Source organism: Glutamicibacter sp. St.4D3, assembly GCF_059728615.1.
This window is the reverse complement of the sequence record NZ_AP039380.1, coordinates 2,006,191-2,021,328: the sequence shown is the minus strand read 5'-3', so window position 1 is coordinate 2,021,328 and position 15,138 is coordinate 2,006,191. Positions and strand designations below refer to the sequence as shown.

Sequence of the window (15,138 nt, the reverse complement as noted above, 5' to 3'; positions counted from 1 at the left end):
TGCGGCCGCATGGACCATCGGCGCCAAGACGCCGGCCCCGGGGCTACTTGGCCAGTGCGGTGGCCAGCGGTGCGCGCAGCAGTTCGCGTTGCCAGGGGCGCGCGCCAAGCTGCTCCAGGGCCTCCTCGACGGCCGGGGCGGAGGCCGAGGTCGGCGGCTCCCACGCCAGCTGGCGCAGGTACTTGGGGGTGATCAGGTTCTCGGCCGGAATGTTCCAGGCCTCGGACACCTCGGTGACCGCCGCCTTGGCGGCCCCCAGCCGGTCGGCGGCGGCCGGGTTCTTCTCGGTCCAGGCCCGCGGGTTGGGCAGCCCATTGCCGGCCTGGCGCAGATCCGGCACGTCTTGGGTGCGCTTGCCGCGGGAGATCGCATCCAGCCAGCGCGGGGCGTCGCGCTTGGCGCTGCGCCCATGGAAGCCGGGGATCTGCAGCAGCTGGGGCACCGAGCTGGGACGGTGCTGCACCGCCACCATGATCGCCGAGTCCGACAACAGCCGCCCCGGGGCGACGTCGCGGCTGCGGGCCAGGGCATCACGGGCCAGCCACAGCTCGCGGGCGATCGCCAGCGCCCGGCGGTTCTTCAGCTTGTGGATCCCCGAAAGCCGGCGCCACGGTTCGGCCGGCGGTTCGGCCTCGGGCATGGTGCGCACGTACTCGAACTCCTGGCGCGCGAACTCCAGCTTGTGCTGCTCGGCCAGCACCACCTCCATGCGCTCGCGCAGATCCAGCAGCACCTCCACGTCCAGCGCCGCATAGTTCAGCCAGGATTCGGGCAGCGGGCGGGTGGACCAGTCCACGGCCGAATGCTCCTTGGCCAGCTTCAGGTTCAGCAGCTGCGCGACCATGGTGCCCAGCGCCACGCGCGGGAACCCGGCCAGCCGCCCGGCCAGTTCGGTGTCAAACAGTTCATCGGGGTAGAGCCCCTCGGCGTGCAGGCAGGGCAGATCCTGGGTGGCGGCGTGCAGCACCCAGGCCTCGCTGTTCACGAAGTCCGCCAGCGGCTGCAGCGTGTCCAGTTCCTCCGGGTCGATCAGCCAGGTCCCGGCCCCCTCGCGGCGCAGCTGGATCAGGAAGGCGCGCTGTCCGTAGCGGAACCCGCTGGCCCGCTCGGTGTCCACGGCCAGCGCCCCCTGCCCGCCGCGCAGTGCGCGAATCGCCCGGTTCAGGCCCGGGGCGGTGTTGATGACTTCCGGGATGCCCTCGCTCGGGGCGCTGAGCGGCACCAGCACCGGTTCGGCTGGCTGCGGCCCCTGCGCGGGGTCGGCGGGCGCGCCGTTGGCGGCGGAGACGGGGGTGGGGTGTGCGCTGGAGGTGGGTTCAGGACTGCTCATGATAGCCCCATTCTACGACCGGGCCCGGTGGTGGCGGGGCAAAGGTGACCAAGCGGGCACGGCGCGCCCCGGCGCGTGTCGCGCCACGGCAGGCTAGCTCAGGCGGCGCAGCGGCAGCTGCTCGACGCCCTCGGGCAGCGGGGGAAGCCCGGCAAAAGTGCAGACCATGTCCGCCCAGGCGCTCAGGTGCGCCCCCAGGTCCTCAGTGGCGGGGGACCAGGAGACCCGCAGTTCGATGTCCACGCTGGTCTCGTCGGTGGCCATTTGCCCGAAGGATTCGGAAATCACCCGGGTGGCGGTGCCGCCGGCCGAGTGGTAGCCGGCCTGCCGGCCGCGCAGCGCGTCCTCAAACCAGCTCCAGGCCACGGAGGAGAGCATCGTGTCCTGGCCCATGTCCTCTTCCATGCGGGCCCGGATGTAGGTGACCACCCGGAAGGTGCCGTTCCACAGGTCCTGGCTGGCCGGGTCGTAGAGCAGCACGAAGCGGCCGGTGGCCAGGGAATGGTGTTCTTCCAGCAGCGGCGTCTTGGCGAATTCCTGGCCGTATTGGCCGTGCAGTGAGCGTGAATGCTGTTCCACCTCGCCGCTCAGGGCCAGGGCGTAGGGCGCCAGGCGCAGCGGCGCCGGGATTTCGGCGATGCGCAGCTCCTGGCGGACTTTGGCGCGCGAGAGTTCCTCCAGGGCCCGGCGGAAGGCCTGGGGAACGGGCTTTTGCTGTTGCTCGCGGTTCACATTTTCGAGTCTAAGGCGCACCGTAACCGGGGTTGGGTTACGGCACGCCGGGAAGACCTATTTGGCGTGGTGGGCCGCCAGTTCGCTGTTCAGCGCCGCGATGAAGGCCCGCACGTCATCCTCGGTGGTGTCAAAGGAGCACATCCAGCGCACGTGCCCGGCGGCGCGGTCCCAGTCGTAGAAGCGGAACGTCTCGCGCAGCTTGTCGGCCACGGCGTTGGGCAGCTGGGCGAAGACGCCGTTGGCCTGCACCGGGTAGACCAGTTCGGCGCCCTGCGAGCCCTGCACGGCCTGGCCCAGCAGCGCGGCCATGGCGTTGGAGTGGGAGGCCGAACGGTGCCACAAATCGGTGCCGTACAGCTCCAGCAGCTGGGCGGAAATGAAGCGCATCTTGCTGCCCAACTGCATGTTCATCTTGCGCAGGTACTTCATGTCGGCGGCCAGTTCGGTGTGCAGGGTCAGCACGCCCTCGCCCAGCAGCATCCCGTTCTTGGTGCCGCCCAGGGACACGATGTCCACCCCCACGTCGGTGGTCAGCGCGCGCAGCGGCACCCCCAGGCTGGCCGCGGCGTTGCCCAGCCGCGAGCCGTCCAGGTGCACCCGCATGCCCTTGGAGTGGGCGTGGGAGGTGATCGCCTCGATCTCCTGCGGGGTGTAGACGGTGCCCAGTTCGGTGGCCTGGGTGATCGACACGGCCAGCGGCTGGGCGCGGTGCTCATCGCCCCAGCCCCAGGCCTCGCGGTCGATCAGCTCCGGGGTCAGCTTGCCGTCCTCGGCGTCCACCGGCAGCAGCTTCATGCCGCCGATGCGTTCGGGGGCGCCGTTCTCGTCGACGTTGATGTGCGCGGTGCTGGCGCAGATCACCGCACCCCAGCGCGGCAGCAGCGACTGCAGGGCGGTCACGTTCGCCCCGGTGCCGTTGAACACCGGGAAGATCGCGGCCTGGGAGCCGAAGGTTTCGCGGGCCAGTTCATCGAGCTTGGCGGTGTAGTGGTCATCGCCGTAGGCACCCTGGTGCCCGCCGTTGGCGCGGGCGATCGCCTCAAGGATTTCGGGATGCACTCCGGAGTGGTTATCGGAGGCGAATCCGCGCAGGGTGGTGTCGTGGCTGATGCTCATTAGCGGTGCAATCCTTTGCGTTTGAGTCGGTTCTCTCAAAAAGACGGCTGTAGCGTGTCCCAATTCTCGTTCCAAGGACACGCTACAGCACGGTGGATGGTTGTGTGGGCGCGGGCAGTGCTAGTCGATCGCTGGCAGGTCCAGCCGCCGGCCGTTCAGCTGCCCGGCGCTGGTGCCCAGCAGCCCCAGGGCCGCCTGGGCGACCGCATCCACATGGGTGAACCCGGCCAGCTTCGAGCCCGGGGCCTCCGGGCGCTGCTCGGTCAGCGCCTTGACCACCCAGATCACGGCCGCGGCCTGCGGGGCCTGCTTGGCAAAGGCGCGCGCGATGGCCTGGACCCAGAACTCGGCGGCCGCCTTCACCGACCCGTAGTTCGCATTCGAGGGGGTGGGGGTGGCCACCGCCTGCGAGCTGATGATCGCCAGGCGTCCGGCGGGGGAGTCCACCAGGTCCTGGTAGAAGGCGCGGGTGGTGTTGCGCAGCGTGGTCATCACCGAGCGGTGCAGGAAGTCGTAGTCCTGGCTGGACTGCCCGACGATGCCCTTGCCGCCGCGCCAGCCGCCGACCAGGTGGATCAGCGCGTCGATCCGTCCATGCTCGTCGTGCACCTGCTTGGTCAGGGACTGGACTTCGGTTTCGTCCCCCAAGTCGGCCTGGTAGCGGGCCGTGGCGAAATCAAGGCGTTCCTCCAGGCGCTGCTGGTTGGAGCCGACCACCAGCACCCGCGCCCCGGCATCGGACAGGGCGCGGGCGGTGGCCACCCCGCTGGCGGAGGTGGCCCCGGCGATCAGGATCGTGCGATCGGCGATAGTTGTGTTATCCATACCCCGAGCCTAGATGAGGCTGGCGCCATACATGCCACGGGTGGACTCGATGGTCTGCTTCATCTTCTTGCTCAGCGCCTCGTAGAACATCGACAGCGGGAACTCGTCGTCCATCACCTGGTCGGTGATCTCCCGCAGCGGCGCGGTCAGCGGCAGCGCGTCCGGGCCCTTGGCCCAGGTGGACGCCGGATGCGGGGTGACGGTGGTGGAGACCAGCTCGTAGGCGGCCAGCCAGTGCGCCAGCTTCGGACGGTCGATGGACTTCCAGTACAGCTCGTCGATGGCGTCTCCCAGGGCAGAGACCACGGCCGGGACCTCGTCCCAGTCGATGGACAGCTTGGTGTCGGTCCAGTGCAGCACGTGGTTCTGGTGCATCCAGGCGAACAGCAGCTGCCCGCCTAGCCCGTCGTAGTTGCGCACCCGGCTGCCGGTGATGGCAAAGCGGAAGATCCGGTCGAAGATCACTGCGTACTGCACCAGCTTGGCGGTCTTGGCGGTGCGCTCATCGGCCTTGGCGTCGTTGGCGATCTTCACGCACTCGCGGAACGCGGTCAAATCGCAGCGCAGCTCCTCCAGCGAGTACAGGAAGTAGGGCATGCGCTGCTTGATCATGAACGGGTCGAAGGGCAGGTCCCCGCGCATGTGGGTGCGGTCGTGGATCAGGTCCCACATGATGAACGTGTCCTCGGCCAGCTGCTGGTCCTCCAGCAGTTCTGCGGCGTCGGCCGGCAGCTCAAGGTTGGTCACCGCGGCCGCCTCCTTCAGCACCTTGCGGAAGCGCACGGCCTCGCGGTCCTGGAAGATCGCGCCCCAGGTGAAGGACGGGGTCTCGCGGATGGCCACCGACTCGGGGAAGAGCACCGCGGAGTTGGTGTCGTAGCCCGGGGTGAAGTCCAGGAAGCGCAGCGGCACGAACAGCGCGTTGGAGTAGTTCGACGCCTCCAGCTCGGCGATGAAGTCCGGCCACATCACCTGGACCAGCACGGCCTCCAGGTGGCGGTTGGTCGAGCCGTTCTGGGTGTACATGGGGAAGACGACCAGGTGCAGCAGCCCGTCCTGGCGCTGGCCCTGCGGCTGGAACTGCAGCAGCGAATCCAGGAAGTCCGGAACGCCCACGCCCTCTTCGGACCAGCGGCGCAGGTCCGTCACCAGCTTCTGCAGGTAGGAGGCGTCGTGCGGGAAGCTGGGGGCCAGGGACTGCACCGAGGCGATCACGGTCTGCAGCAGTTCGCGGGCTCGGCCCAGGTCCTTGGCGTCGGCCAGCGAGCCGTCCTTCACCTGCAGCGACTGGAACTCGGTGGCGGCGGCCTTCAGGTTCTGCCAGGCATCGGAGTTCACCAGTTCGTCGGCGTTTACCTGTGGATGTACTGGGCTCTGGGTCATGTACGTTCACCTCATCGTGTCGATCGGGATCAGTGGTTGCTACCCCTCACGCTACGCCCAGAATCAGGTTTTCGTAATGCCGCCCGGCCTGAGCCAAAGCAGGTCTAATGCTTGGTGTGGCGTTCACCTCATCTGGCATCGACACCGGTTGCCCTGGCCGCCTGCGGTCGGGGCAACCGGTTCCTCCGGGAGGCTTAGGCGTTGGCCTCGCGCAGCGTCAACGACAGCGAGTTGATGCAATAGCGCAGGTCGGTGGGCGTGTTGAAGCCCTCGCCCTCGAAAACGTGGCCCAGGTGCGAGTCGCAGGCCGCGCAGCGTACCTCCACCCGCTTCATGCCCAGGGTCTTGTCGGTGAGGTAGCGCACCCGGTCCTCGGCCAGCGGGGTGAAGAACGAGGGCCAGCCGCAGCCGGCATCGAACTTGGTGGTGCTGGCGAACAGCTCGGCCCCGCAGGCCCGACAGGAGTACACTCCCTCGGTGGTGGTGTCCCAGTATTCGCCGGTGAACGGACGTTCGGTGCCGGCCTCGCGCAGCACGTGGTACTCCTGCGGGCTGAGCACCTGGCGCCAGTCCAGTTCGGTCTTTTCCCCCGCCGCGCCGCCGGCGGCGTTCGGGGATGCGGGGTTCGGGGATGCGGGGTTGGGGGTCGCGGAATTACGGGCAGCAGGATCGTTGGAAGTCATACCCCTTTAACGCGCCGCAGCGGCAGAAGATTCCCCGCTGCGGCCAACTTCGCCGCCCAACCCCGGCCCGGACGGCAGGAAACCCGGATGAATCTGCGCCGGGCATTTGAGAGGATGAACCCATGGCCCAGATCGTGAAGTCCCTTGAACCGCGCAAGACGGTCCCCGCCACGCTGCTGGGCACCCTGATCGGCGTCACCGCCGGGTCCCTGGTCGCCGCCAGCGTCTCCGCGCTGGCCGCCTACTTCGCCCGCCGCGTGGTCACCCCGGAGGACAGCCGCATCGGACGGGACGTCATCCGCTCGATCCACACCGACGAGCACGGGCAGATGTGGGTGCATCTGGTGCGCGACGCGGAAACCGCCGCGGCCGGGGAGCACAGCATGTTCACCCACGCCGGGGCGTGCTGCGTGCGCCTCTCCGGGCCCGAACCGGTGCCGGGCAAGCCGAAGCTGGTGGCCCGCAAGGTCTTGCACACCTACTACGGCCAGCTGGCCGGGGCGCGGCGGGCCAACCTCTCGGGCAGCGTCTACGAGCACCCCAACGACGTGGGCATCGACGTGCGCCAGGTGCAGCTCGAGCTGGAGGTCGGGCCCGGCCCGGCCTGGCTGATGCCCGGCACCGAGCACCCGGACACGTGGGTGATCTGCGTGCACGGGCGCGGGGCCCGCCCGACCGAATCCATCCGCGCGCTGCCCACGCTGCGCGGGCTGGGGGTCACCGCGCTGCTGATGAGCTACCGCAACGACGGGGTGGCACCCGATGCCAGCGACGGACGCTACGGGCTGGGGGACACCGAATGGCATGACTTGGAAAGCGCCATCCGCTACGCCATCGAACACCAGGCTAAGCGCATCGTGCTGCTGGGCTGGTCCATGGGCGGGGCGATCAGCCTGCAGACCGCGGATCGCTCCTACCTGGCGGAGCAGATCGACTCGCTGATGCTGGTCGGGCCGGTGATCAACTGGGTGGACGTGCTCTCCCACCAGGCGCGGATGAACCGCATCCCGCAGACCGTGGGGCTCTTCGCCCAGTGGCTGCTGAGCAACCGGGCCGGGCGCTGGATCACCGGGCTCGCAGCGCCGGTGAACCTCAAGCGGCTGAACTGGGTGGAACGCGCCGCGGAGCTGCGCCACCCGGTGCTGATCATGCACAGCCGGGACGACGACTTCGTGCCCAGCCGCCCCAGCGAGCAGCTGGCGCGCCTGCGCCCTGATCTGGTGCAGCTGCGCACCTTCACCGGGGCGGCGCACACCCGGGAGCCGAATGTCGACCCCCAGGGTTTCGCCGCCGCGATCGAGGCATTCATGGCCGCGCGGCTGCAGGCGGCGCCCTCGGTGACCGCCCGCCGGTAGCCTGCCCGCGGGGAGGCTGCCGGCGGGGAGGCTGCCGGTGGACGTCGGTGGTGCGGCGGCTATGTGGCGGCGATCGGCGCGAACCGGGCGCCGGCGACGGCCGCCAAATCGCGGGGCGCGATTTCCAGGCTCAGCCCCCGGCGTCCGCCGGAAACAAAAATGGTCTGCCACTCTTCGGCCGAGGCATCGATGAAGGTGGGGCTGTGCTGGCGCTGGCCCAGCGGGGAGATCCCGCCCAGCACGTAGCCGCTGCGGCGTTGGGCCGCGGCCGGGTCGGCCATCGCCACCTTCTTCAGGCCCACCGCGCTGCCCAGCGCCTTCAAATCCAGGTGGGCGCTGACCGGCACCAGGGCCACCACGAAGTCGGTGGAGGCCCCGCTGCCGCCGGTGGCCATCAGGGTCTTGAACACCCGGCGCGGGTCGGCCCCCAGGGCGCGGCTGGATTCGGCGCCGTAGTCCGTGGCCCGCGCATCATGCTCATAGGGGTGCTCGGTGAACGCCACCCCGGCCTGGCCCAGGGCCAGCGTCGCCGGGGTGGTGATGAGTTTCGGCTTCTTTCCCATCGCCGCGGTGCTAGGCCCCCAGCTGCTCGGTGATCTGGCGCTTGATGCGCGCCAGCATGGCGCTCATCCCGCGCATCCGCAACGGGGACAGGGCCCGGGAGAGCCCCAGCTGCTGGGGCATGTCCTCGGGCACGGCCAGGATGTCCGCGGCCGTGGATCCGTCCAGCCCGGCGGCCAGCACCGAGGCGAAGCCGCGGGTGGTCGGCGCCTCGGGCGGGGCGGAGAAGAACAGCCGGGTGGTGTGCTGGGCATCCTGGGCCACCTCGACGACCAGGAACAGCGGGGACTGGCACTCCACGACCTGTTCGAACAGTTCCGGGTGGTCGGCCAGGCGCTCGGGCAGGGCCGGCAGCTCGCGGGAGAACTCCAGCAGCAGCTCCAGGCGCTCGGGCTCGGGCACCTCGGTGAACTCCTCGACGATTTCGTTCAGCGCGTCGGGCATGGTGCTCATGCGTGGCCCCCGAATCCTGCCGGCAGCTGCCCGGCCTCGGCGCCGCGCACGATCGGCACGCGCACCGCGTTGCCCCACTCGGTCCAGGATCCGTCGTAGTTGCGCACCCGCTCAAAGCCCAGCAGGTGCTGCAGCACGAACCAGGTGTGGCTGGAGCGTTCCCCGATGCGGCAGTAGGCGATCACATCGTCCCCGGGCTGCAGACCGGCCTCGCCCAGGTAGATGGCCTCCAGCTCGGCGCGCGGGCGGAAGGTCCCGTCCTCGGCGGCGGCCCGGCCCCACGGCACGGAGGCCGCGGTGGGGATGTGCCCGCCGCGCATCGCGCCCTCCTCCGGGTAGGCGGGCATGTGGGTGCGCTCGCCGGTGTACTCCTCCGGGGAGCGCACGTCGATCAGCGGCTTGCCCAGGTGCTCGAGCACCTCGGGCAGGTAGGCGCGGATGGCGCTGTCCTCGCGCTCCACCACCGGGTATTCGGTGGGCTGCACGGTGGGGGTGTGGGTGCTCAGCTCCCGGCCCTCGGCGATCCACTTGTCCCGTCCGCCGTCCATCAGGCGCACGTCCTCGTGGCCGAACAGGGTGAAGACCCACAGCGCGTAGGCGGCCCACCAGTTGGACTTGTCCCCGTAGAGCACCACGGTGCTCTGGCGGGTGATGCCCTTGGCGCTCATCAGCGCGGCGAAACCCTCGCCATCCACGTAGTCGCGGGTGACCTCGTCGTTCAGTTCGGTGTGCCAGTCGATCTTCAGGGCCCCGGGAATGTGCCCGGTGTTGTACAGCAGGATGTCTTCGTCCGATTCCAGCACCACCAGCCCGTCGCTGCCCAGGTGGTCGGCGACCCACTGGGTGGAGACCAGCCGTTCGGGGTGGGCGTACTGGGCGTACGCTGGGTTCGTGTCGATGGGGAGCGACATGCGGCGTTCACTTTCCTAACTGCTTGGTTCGCTGGTTGGAGCGCTGACGCCCGGATGCGGGCAGCAGCCTCGACTCCCTATCTAGGTTAGTCCCCGCCGTAATATTTCGCGCCGTCATACGTCACATCCGGCCACAATCCCCACCACGGTTCGGGGTAAACTGGCCGATGGACCAGCCCGCCGGTCGAGCAGGGCACACTTGAGCACGCTTGGGCACACGAGCACGGGATTGAAGGACTTTATGGAGCGCATGGCCACGATTACCCACCTGACGGAAACGACACCGAACGTCTCCGTCGAGGAGCTGCTGGCCGGGTTCCACCCCTCCTACCGCTTCGGCGAGGTGTCCTTCGACACGTACCATCCGGATCCCTCCCAGCCCTCCCAGGCCGAGGCGGTGACCAAGCTCAAGGCGTTCGCGGACTCCGTCGGCAAGAACCCGAAGGGCTCGGTGTTCGCCAAGCTGTTCGGCAAGGCCAAGACCACCAAGAACGGGATCTACCTCGATGGCGGGTTCGGCGTGGGCAAGACCCACCTGTTGGCCTCGCTGTGGCATGCCGCCCCGGGGCCGAAGGCGTTCGGCACGTTCGTGGAGTACACGAACCTGGTCGGGGCGCTCTCCTTCCGCCAGACCGTGGACGTGCTCAGCCAGTACAAGCTGGTGTGCATCGACGAGTTCGAGCTCGATGACCCGGGGGACACCGTCCTGATGAGCCGACTGATGCGCGAGCTCTCCGACGCCGGGGTCAAGCTGGCCGCCACCTCCAACACGCTGCCCGGGGCGCTGGGGGAGGGGCGCTTCGCCGCCGTGGACTTCCAGCGCGAAATCAAGGCACTATCCGACCAGTTCGACGTGCACCGGGTGGACGGGGAGGACTTCCGCCACCGCGGCCTGCCCGAAGCTCCCGACCCGCTGCAGGACGCTGACATCGAGGCCTACGCCCAGCAGCGCTTCCCGCAAGCGACGCTGGCGGTGGACAACTTCGATGAGCTGGTCGCGCACCTGTCCAAGGTGCACCCCAGCCGCTACCGCCAGCTGCTGGCCGAGGCCGACGTGCTGGTGCTGCACAACGTGGACACGATCACCGACCAGTCCATTGCGCTGCGCTTCGTGGTGCTGGCCGACCGGCTCTACGACAAGGACGTGCCGATCATCGCCTCCGGCAAGCCTTTCAGCGAGCTGTTCACCCCGGAGATGATGTCCGGCGGCTACCAGAAGAAGTACTTCCGCGCGGTCTCCCGCCTCACTGCCCTGGCCCGCGAAGGCCAGATCGGCGAGAACGCCGAATAGCCCCGCACGCCGGGTCCCTGTGTTCCGGCAGCCGGCTTTGCACACCGCAGCAGGCCCGCCCGCATCGCGTGAACGACGCGAGCGTTGGCGGGCCTTTGCGCTACCCGCCCGCAGGCGGTGCGCTGTCCTGCGCCGCTTCCGCTTCCGTAGCGGGTTCCTGGGTTCGGTGTTCCGGCTGCCCAGCGGCATCGGGGTTGCCGGTGCCGTGCTGCCCCCTGTTGTCCCGGCGCGCCAGTGCCGGGCGCTCCACGACCAGGTGGGTCACCAGCCCGGCCAGCAGCGCCCAGAAGGCCCCGCCAATGCCGAACAGGGTCACATTGCCTGCGGCGATCAGCACCGTCACCAGCGCGCTCAACCGCCACGCCGGTTCCTGCATTGCGCCCATCAGCGCATTGCCCAGGGTGGCCAGCAGGGCCAGGCCCGCGGCGGCCTCGAACAAGCCGGCCGGTGAGGCGGCCGCCAGGGTGGCGATGGCGGTGGATCCGGCCGCGAAGACCAGGTAGAACGCGCCGGAGCTGAAGGAGGCGCGCCAGCGCCGGGCCGGATCCTGCCCGGCCTGTTCCCCGGCGGCCAGGGCGGCGGAGATCGCTGCCAGGTTGATCGCGTGGCCGCCAAAGAGCGCCCCGATCCCCGAACCGGTCCCGGTGACCAGCATCGCCGGCCGCCAGGGCACCCGGTAGCCGAAGGAGGACATCACCGCCACGCCCGGCACGTTTTGTGAGGCCATGGTGACGATGAACAGCGGGACGCTGATCCCGGCGATGGCGGTGGGGTTGAACTCCGGGGCCACCCACTGCATCTGCGGCAGCGCCGACACCTCACCCCAAGTTCCGGTGCTGGTGATGTGCCACATGCCCAGCAGCACGGCGGCGAGCATTGTCACCGCCACCGCGAAGCGCGGCAGCAGCCGCAGCCCGATGAGGAAGACCAGCAGGATGACCAGCGCGGCCATTGGGATCACCGCCAGGGACGTGAACGGCTTCAGGCACAGCGGGATCAACACCCCGGCCAGCATGCCCTGGGCGATCGGCACCGGAATGCGTCCCAGCAGCCGCTGCAGCACCGGGAGCAGCCCGGAAAGCACAATGAGGGCGGCACTGACGATGAACGCGCCCACCGCCTCGGCGAAGCCGTAGGAGCCCGAGCCCAGACTGGCGAGCATCGCCGCACCCGGGGTGGACCAGGCGATCGTGATCGGAATCCGGTGCCAGAGCGAGAGCAGCATGGTGCTCAGCCCGGTCAGCAGCGTCAGGGCCAGCAGGCCGGAGGCGGCCTGGCCTTCGTCGGCTCCCACATTCAGCAGCCCGGTCAGCACCACCGCGAAGGAGGAGGTGAACCCGACCATGGTGGTGACGAACCCGGCCATGACCGCGTCGGAGAGGGTGTTGGGGCGTGCTGGCAGTTCTGTGGGCATGACTCCTTTCCTAGCCGCCACCTGTGATGTTGGCGAAATTTGTTTCAGGCTGTTGCGCTGGCCGGGCCATGATGCGGGCGGCGCCGGCCTGCGAGGAATGGGCGATGCGGACACTTGTCCGCCCGGGGAGGCGGGGCAGTGTCCGCCTTGCGGGAAGCGCCCTGAAGCGGTGGACACGCGGCTGCAGATAGGCGAAGGGCGCCGAACCGGTGGTTCGACGCCCTTCTACGCGCTTGGGGCGATGCCCGACTCGACGCGCAATAAACGGCTATGGCGTGTTATCGCCCTTGAGCTTGTTCAGGAGGTTGCGCGCTCCGTCTTGAACCGAGTCGACCTTGTCGGCGTACTTGCCGCCGGTCTTCTCATCGACGAAGTTTCCGGCCTTATCGATGCCGTTGGCCACCTTTTCTGAATTCTCTGCGGCAAACTGGCCAGCCTTGTGCGCCAGTCCTTCGGCTTTGCCCTTCAGCTCGTCAAAACCTGACAAAAAGGCCACCTCCCTTCAACGCTGGGAACACCTGCCGTCCCCACTCTTGTGGATATGGTAAACCGAACAGCGGTGCCGGGGGAAGGTTTGAACCGTCGTCGGCAAGAATTCAGCCATCAGCGAGATGCATGCGTGCATGGGCTGGAGGTGCTGGCGGGAAAAGCAGAAGGCCACCCGTGGGGGTGGCCTTCTGACAGTGGAGCGGACAACGAGGTTCGAACTCGCGACCTCAACCTTGGCAAGGTTGCGCTCTACCAGCTGAGCTATGTCCGCATGTTGTGTTGAACATTAATCATACGATGAATGTCCAGTGCGCGATACTGGGATCGAACCAGTGACCTCTTCCGTGTCAGGGAAGCGCGCTACCGCTGCGCCAATCGCGCCGAATTTCCGAAGAGTTTCGGCCAAGCACCTAGGATACCCCAGGAACTTTGGAGCGGACAACGAGGTTCGAACTCGCGACCTCAACCTTGGCAAGGTTGCGCTCTACCAGCTGAGCTATGTCCGCGTAAACAGCCATCCGAGGATGAATGTCCAGTGCGCGATACTGGGATCGAACCAGTGACCTCTTCCGTGTCAGGGAAGCGCGCTACCGCTGCGCCAATCGCGCAAAAAAGATAATGCCTGAGGCAAATGCCTCCAGCGAGGTGGGGACGGGATTCGAACCCGCGTATACGGCTTTGCAGGCCGCTGCCTCGCCTCTCGGCCACCCCACCAGGTCCGGTCGGTAAACCGGGCGTGGATCGGCGAACCGATCCGGTGATCTTTTTGCGAGCGGACAACGAGGTTCGAACTCGCGACCTCAACCTTGGCAAGGTTGCGCTCTACCAGCTGAGCTATGTCCGCAAAATTGGAAGTTCATCTGCCGTTTCGGCGTCTTTCCAACGAGTAAAAACTCTATACGAGAAAATGCCGAAGCACCAAATCCAAAAGCTGAGATCTGGTTCACAGCCGCTTTTTCCCCGCCGCGCCCCGCGAATCGGTACCGAATCTGGAGCGGACTAGGGCTGAAGTGTCGGGGCGGTATGCCATGATCGCACTATGACTTCCCCTCGGTTGGCCGTACAGACAGCACTGGGACGAATGTATGCCCGCGAGGTCGGCGGGCAGCCAGCCGTCCCGTCCATCACCACCGTGATCGGCATGGAGAAGGTCGATCTGACCGGGTGGGCCGGCTACCTGGCCGCCAAGACGCTGTCCGAGGACGCCCGGCTGCCGCTGGCCACCGGCGACCCATCGACCATGCGCCGGCTGGTGCGCGATTCGGCCTCCGCCGCCGAAGGCCACCGGGACCTGGCCGCCGCCCGCGGGGACCGGGTACACAACTACGCGGAGCAGTACGCGTTGCGGGAAATGGGCAAGCCGCATGAGCTGGACGCGGCGCTGGCGGCGCTGCGGGAGAACGGCGAACTGGGCTTCGTGCGGCATTTCGAGACCTGGTGGCGCGACTTCAAGGTGGAGCCGATCGCCGCGGAGGTGACCGTGTGGAACCAGAGCGTGGGCTACGCCGGCACCATCGACCTGGTCGCCCGCATCGGCGGCCAGGTGTGCCTGGTGGACTACAAGACCCGCGGCACCGACCGTGAGGGACAGGTCAAGTCCCCGGACCCGAAGGTCATCATGCAGCTGGCGGCGGCCGCGAAGGCCGAGGAGCACAGCATCGACCCGGTCGCCGGGACCTGGGAGCCGTGGCCGTTCGATACCGATGTGATGTTGCTGGCAGTCGCGCTGGGCGAGGTCGGGGCGCGCACCTTCACCGCCCGGCCCAGCTCCATGCCCGCCTACTGGTCCAAGTTCTGGGCACTGCACCGCACCTGGCAGGCGCAGTACCAGCTGCTGCAGCAGCCCTCGGGGCTGATAGAGATCGGCCCGCCCCCACAGCCCGGCGCCGCCCGGCCCGTAGACTAGGACAAGAGTTGATCCGGCCCTGGCCGGATCCCTGCGCTGACGCCACGGGCAGAGATCCTCAAATCCTGGCGGGGCCGCATGCTGAGAAGTCACACGTTGAAAGGACGACGCACCGATTATGGCGGTATTGGGAATTCGGATTATCGGGGATCCTGTTCTACGCACCAGGGCACAGGAGGTCACCGAGTTCGGGCCCGAGGTCCAAAAGCTCGTAGAGGACATGGACCAGACCATGGAGAACGTCGAGGGCGCCGGGTTGGCCGCACCCCAGGTCGGGGTGTCGCTGCGGGTGTTCACCTACCAGATCAACGGGCAGCGCGGGCACATCATCAACCCGGTGCTGGAACTAAGCCAGGACTACCAGCCGGACGTGGTGGAGGGGTGCCTGTCCATCCCCGGCATCGCCGCCCCGGTCCCGCGCCGCCGGCACGCCAAGGCCACCGGTTTTGACAAGTACGGCAACCCGATCACGATCGAGGGCGAGGGGCTGCTGGCGCGCTGCATCCAGCACGAAACCGACCACCTGGACGGGATCCTGTTCCTGGAGCGCCTGTCCGAGGCCGAACGCAAGGCCGCGTGGAAGAAGCTGCGGGCCAGCAACTACCAGAACACCGCCGCCAGCACCGTGCAGCAGCGCTCCGGGGCCCTGGGCTCCAGCTTCGGCGCCGGACTGGGAGGCAACTAGC

Annotated in this window: 15 protein-coding genes and 6 tRNA genes; 4 read left to right on the top strand and 17 right to left on the bottom strand. The window is 68.1% G+C overall.

Annotated features, from left to right (window positions below):
* Positions 1-43: 43 nt before the first annotated feature.
* The 6 genes from AC6I21_RS09335 to msrB form a co-directional block, all read right to left on the bottom strand.
* The gene (locus AC6I21_RS09335) at positions 44-1,330 is read right to left on the bottom strand and encodes an HRDC domain-containing protein (protein WP_497762265.1); all 1,287 of its coding nucleotides are present in this window, start codon (positions 1,328-1,330) and stop codon (positions 44-46) included.
* 93 nt (positions 1,331-1,423) lie between these two features.
* Positions 1,424-2,062: a DUF3000 domain-containing protein gene (locus AC6I21_RS09330; RefSeq protein WP_138926410.1), complete on the bottom strand. Its 639-nt coding sequence runs from the start codon at positions 2,060-2,062 to the stop codon at positions 1,424-1,426.
* A 57-nt stretch (positions 2,063-2,119) separates the two neighbouring features.
* Complete coding sequence (locus AC6I21_RS09325) at positions 2,120-3,181, bottom strand: threonine aldolase family protein (RefSeq protein ID WP_497762264.1); 1,062 nt, start codon at positions 3,179-3,181, stop codon at positions 2,120-2,122.
* 120 nt (positions 3,182-3,301) lie between these two features.
* The gene (locus tag AC6I21_RS09320; protein ID WP_497762263.1) at positions 3,302-4,006 is read right to left on the bottom strand and encodes an SDR family NAD(P)-dependent oxidoreductase; all 705 of its coding nucleotides are present in this window, start codon (positions 4,004-4,006) and stop codon (positions 3,302-3,304) included.
* A gap of 9 nt (positions 4,007-4,015) precedes the next feature.
* On the bottom strand, positions 4,016-5,389 hold the full coding sequence (locus AC6I21_RS09315; RefSeq protein ID WP_497762262.1) for a DUF6421 family protein: 1,374 nt from the start codon (positions 5,387-5,389) through the stop codon (positions 4,016-4,018).
* A 194-nt stretch (positions 5,390-5,583) separates the two neighbouring features.
* The gene (msrB, locus tag AC6I21_RS09310; protein ID WP_497762261.1) at positions 5,584-6,072 is read right to left on the bottom strand and encodes a peptide-methionine (R)-S-oxide reductase MsrB; all 489 of its coding nucleotides are present in this window, start codon (positions 6,070-6,072) and stop codon (positions 5,584-5,586) included.
* A 122-nt stretch (positions 6,073-6,194) separates the two neighbouring features.
* Between msrB and AC6I21_RS09305 the strand changes: the two genes are divergently transcribed.
* The gene (locus AC6I21_RS09305; protein WP_497762260.1) at positions 6,195-7,427 is read left to right on the top strand and encodes an alpha/beta hydrolase; all 1,233 of its coding nucleotides are present in this window, start codon (positions 6,195-6,197) and stop codon (positions 7,425-7,427) included.
* Positions 7,428-7,486: 59 nt separating this feature from the next.
* On the opposite strand, the gene ybaK is transcribed toward AC6I21_RS09305, so the two are convergent.
* From ybaK to AC6I21_RS09290, 3 genes are read right to left on the bottom strand one after another with little or no spacing between them, the layout of a single operon-like run.
* Positions 7,487-7,990: a Cys-tRNA(Pro) deacylase gene (gene ybaK / locus AC6I21_RS09300; protein ID WP_497762259.1), complete on the bottom strand. Its 504-nt coding sequence runs from the start codon at positions 7,988-7,990 to the stop codon at positions 7,487-7,489.
* A 10-nt stretch (positions 7,991-8,000) separates the two neighbouring features.
* Positions 8,001-8,441, bottom strand: coding sequence for a SufE family protein (locus tag AC6I21_RS09295; RefSeq protein WP_138177923.1), 441 nt, complete (start codon positions 8,439-8,441; stop codon positions 8,001-8,003).
* On the bottom strand, positions 8,438-9,352 hold the full coding sequence (locus AC6I21_RS09290; RefSeq protein WP_497762258.1) for a sulfurtransferase: 915 nt from the start codon (positions 9,350-9,352) through the stop codon (positions 8,438-8,440). Before AC6I21_RS09290 ends, AC6I21_RS09295 begins: the two co-directional genes overlap by 4 nt.
* Before the next feature lie 250 nt (positions 9,353-9,602).
* Between AC6I21_RS09290 and zapE the strand changes: the two genes are divergently transcribed.
* On the top strand, positions 9,603-10,643 hold the full coding sequence (zapE, locus tag AC6I21_RS09285) for a cell division protein ZapE (RefSeq protein ID WP_497762257.1): 1,041 nt from the start codon (positions 9,603-9,605) through the stop codon (positions 10,641-10,643).
* Between the two features lie 100 nt (positions 10,644-10,743).
* On the opposite strand, the gene AC6I21_RS09280 is transcribed toward zapE, so the two are convergent.
* The 8 genes from AC6I21_RS09280 to AC6I21_RS09245 all read right to left on the bottom strand — a co-directional run bounded on the left by AC6I21_RS09280 (position 10,744) and on the right by AC6I21_RS09245 (position 13,390).
* Positions 10,744-12,057, bottom strand: coding sequence for a benzoate/H(+) symporter BenE family transporter (locus AC6I21_RS09280; RefSeq protein ID WP_497762256.1), 1,314 nt, complete (start codon positions 12,055-12,057; stop codon positions 10,744-10,746).
* Positions 12,058-12,325: 268 nt separating this feature from the next.
* Positions 12,326-12,544, bottom strand: coding sequence for an antitoxin (locus AC6I21_RS09275; protein ID WP_138178097.1), 219 nt, complete (start codon positions 12,542-12,544; stop codon positions 12,326-12,328).
* A gap of 197 nt (positions 12,545-12,741) precedes the next feature.
* Positions 12,742-12,817, bottom strand: a tRNA-Gly gene (locus tag AC6I21_RS09270).
* Positions 12,818-12,855: 38 nt separating this feature from the next.
* Positions 12,856-12,927: transfer RNA gene (locus AC6I21_RS09265), tRNA-Val, on the bottom strand.
* A 49-nt stretch (positions 12,928-12,976) separates the two neighbouring features.
* A tRNA-Gly gene (locus AC6I21_RS09260) sits at positions 12,977-13,052 on the bottom strand.
* A gap of 30 nt (positions 13,053-13,082) precedes the next feature.
* Positions 13,083-13,154, bottom strand: a tRNA-Val gene (locus tag AC6I21_RS09255).
* Positions 13,155-13,189: 35 nt separating this feature from the next.
* Positions 13,190-13,260, bottom strand: a tRNA-Cys gene (locus AC6I21_RS09250).
* Between the two features lie 57 nt (positions 13,261-13,317).
* A tRNA-Gly gene (locus tag AC6I21_RS09245) sits at positions 13,318-13,390 on the bottom strand.
* Between the two features lie 195 nt (positions 13,391-13,585).
* On the opposite strand from AC6I21_RS09245, the gene AC6I21_RS09240 reads away from it, so the two are divergent.
* Entirely contained in the window at positions 13,586-14,452 is an 867-nt protein-coding gene (locus AC6I21_RS09240; protein WP_497762255.1) for a cytochrome, read from the top strand.
* 118 nt (positions 14,453-14,570) lie between these two features.
* Entirely contained in the window at positions 14,571-15,137 is a 567-nt protein-coding gene (gene def / locus AC6I21_RS09235; protein ID WP_138926401.1) for a peptide deformylase, read from the top strand.
* Position 15,138 lies beyond the last annotated feature (1 nt).

What these genes read in the sequence shown, in the direction of transcription:
- AC6I21_RS09335 (WP_497762265.1), bottom strand. Translation starts at nt 1,330, where the DNA reads ATGAGCAGTCCTGAACCCACCTCCAGCGCACACCCCACCCCCGTCTCC.
- AC6I21_RS09325 (WP_497762264.1), bottom strand. Translation starts at nt 3,181, where the DNA reads ATGAGCATCAGCCACGACACCACCCTGCGCGGATTCGCCTCCGATAAC.
- AC6I21_RS09320 (WP_497762263.1), bottom strand. Translation starts at nt 4,006, where the DNA reads ATGGATAACACAACTATCGCCGATCGCACGATCCTGATCGCCGGGGCC.
- AC6I21_RS09315 (WP_497762262.1), bottom strand. Translation starts at nt 5,389, where the DNA reads ATGACCCAGAGCCCAGTACATCCACAGGTAAACGCCGACGAACTGGTG.
- msrB (WP_497762261.1), bottom strand. Translation starts at nt 6,072, where the DNA reads ATGACTTCCAACGATCCTGCTGCCCGTAATTCCGCGACCCCCAACCCC.
- AC6I21_RS09305 (WP_497762260.1), top strand. Translation starts at nt 6,195, where the DNA reads ATGGCCCAGATCGTGAAGTCCCTTGAACCGCGCAAGACGGTCCCCGCC.
- ybaK (WP_497762259.1), bottom strand. Translation starts at nt 7,990, where the DNA reads ATGGGAAAGAAGCCGAAACTCATCACCACCCCGGCGACGCTGGCCCTG.
- AC6I21_RS09295 (WP_138177923.1), bottom strand. Translation starts at nt 8,441, where the DNA reads ATGAGCACCATGCCCGACGCGCTGAACGAAATCGTCGAGGAGTTCACC.
- AC6I21_RS09290 (WP_497762258.1), bottom strand. Translation starts at nt 9,352, where the DNA reads ATGTCGCTCCCCATCGACACGAACCCAGCGTACGCCCAGTACGCCCAC.
- zapE (WP_497762257.1), top strand. Translation starts at nt 9,603, where the DNA reads ATGGCCACGATTACCCACCTGACGGAAACGACACCGAACGTCTCCGTC.
- AC6I21_RS09280 (WP_497762256.1), bottom strand. Translation starts at nt 12,057, where the DNA reads ATGCCCACAGAACTGCCAGCACGCCCCAACACCCTCTCCGACGCGGTC.
- AC6I21_RS09240 (WP_497762255.1), top strand. Translation starts at nt 13,586, where the DNA reads ATGACTTCCCCTCGGTTGGCCGTACAGACAGCACTGGGACGAATGTAT.
- def (WP_138926401.1), top strand. Translation starts at nt 14,571, where the DNA reads ATGGCGGTATTGGGAATTCGGATTATCGGGGATCCTGTTCTACGCACC.